Consider the following 1585-nt stretch of genomic DNA (forward strand, 5'->3'; position numbering starts at 1 on the left):
GAGGTGACAAACTATAAGAAGTCAATAGATAAATGATGTTTTATTAGAATCTCAAAAAAAGCATAAAATTAGTAAGCCATCTGAATTTTGTATATCAGATGGTACATACATGAAGGTTATTGGCTTTATTTATCGTACTTTTGAAGGATTAAAATCGATGTCTTGCTTTTCTAAAGCAAAAATAACTCTAACAAGCTTTTTAGCGACATGAGTTATAGCTACTCGATGAGGCTTTCCTTCGGCTCTTTTTTTGGCATAGTAGGTTGCAAATGTCATATCAAATCTAATCAATGGCAAGCAACAATTTATTAATGCATATCGAAGTTGCGAGGAACCATGTTTTACCATTCTGCCACCATGAGATTCAGTACCAGAATCGCTAACACCTGGTTCTATGCCAGCAAAAGCAAGCATTTGAGCTGGTGTAGAAAAGTTTGAGATGTCACCATATTCAGCATAAATGATGGCAGCTGAAATAAGGCCTATACCTGGAATGGTAAGGCAGTGGGGATTAGCCTCTTTTACCAACTTTATAATTTCGTCTTCAAGAGTATTAATCTCTTGATTTAAAGATTTATAGAGTATCAATAAACTATTAAGCTCAACATCGAAGATAGAATTATTAGTGCCAACTGAATTTAAAGCTAATTTTCTCAGCTCTAAAAATTGTTGTGGAGAGAATTTTCCACGGGACAGTTTTCGAATTGCATTATAATCATCTTCGTTCATAACAGCCATTTTTTCGGCAGAACCATATGTTTCTAAAAGGTAAATAGCCGTTTTAGAGAAGCGTTCGTTGAAAAAAGGTTTGAATTCAGGAAATGTATGGTCTAATACATTTGTTATTTTTACTAGATATAGAGAACGCTGACGAACTAATCTATCTCTGAGTCGAGTTAATGACTTTAATGAATAAGAATGGTAAAATCCCTTTGAATGGGGTTTGTACTCAACAGTCATTAACCAGCGAGCTATAGATTCACAGTCTACAGAGTCAGTTTTTGTACGCCTTAGAGTGGTCGACTTTTTGTATTCAGAGATAAGGACTGGATTTACTTCCATAAATGAGAGAGAAGCATTTTCAAGGAAGAGCTCAAGATTTAGGGCATAATGAGAAGTTGATTCAAACCCTATTTTTATATCTTCTGAGCTTGATAAAGAATATATAGTGGTAAGAAATTGATTAAATCCAGCCTTGTCGTTTTTAAAGGTGAATTTGGTGATAATAGATTGATTGTCTGCAGCTATAATACAGCAATCATGTTTGTACTTGGAAATATCAATTCCAACAAAGTACATAGGCATAAAAATTACCTCCCTTTTTAGTATAGTGGCACTGTTGTCTTCCACAGAAAGAATCGGCTGTGTAATCACGTAAATACAAACGTCAAGCGTTAACAAACTAATTACCAGTAATAGACGAATAACTGTGGTCTGAGTCACCTCGTACCAGTCAAAGCTGTAAAACAATAGAAACAGATCCACAGTGCCTAAAAATAAATATATCAAAAAGGATTGAAATATGCCCAGAGAACCTGGGAGAAAGGAAAAATCCAATCACTATTTTGATGATTGGATTATACGT

Annotated in this window: 1 protein-coding gene; it reads right to left on the reverse strand. The window is 34.6% G+C overall.

The genetic code is table 11. From position 1 onward, the window contains the following. Positions 1-129 precede the first annotated feature (129 nt). Positions 130-1305: an IS110 family RNA-guided transposase gene (locus tag BUA88_RS15795; protein ID WP_072919724.1), complete on the reverse strand. Its 1176-nt coding sequence runs from the start codon at positions 1303-1305 to the stop codon at positions 130-132. Positions 1306-1585 lie beyond the last annotated feature (280 nt).

The organism is Pseudobutyrivibrio xylanivorans DSM 14809, assembly GCF_900141825.1.
Lineage (GTDB): Bacteria > Bacillota > Clostridia > Lachnospirales > Lachnospiraceae > Pseudobutyrivibrio > Pseudobutyrivibrio xylanivorans.

Bases quoted from the DNA above. Each gene is read 5' to 3' on its own strand.
- BUA88_RS15795 (WP_072919724.1), bottom strand. From the start codon at position 1,305: ATGCCTATGTACTTTGTTGGAATTGATATTTCCAAGTACAAACATGAT.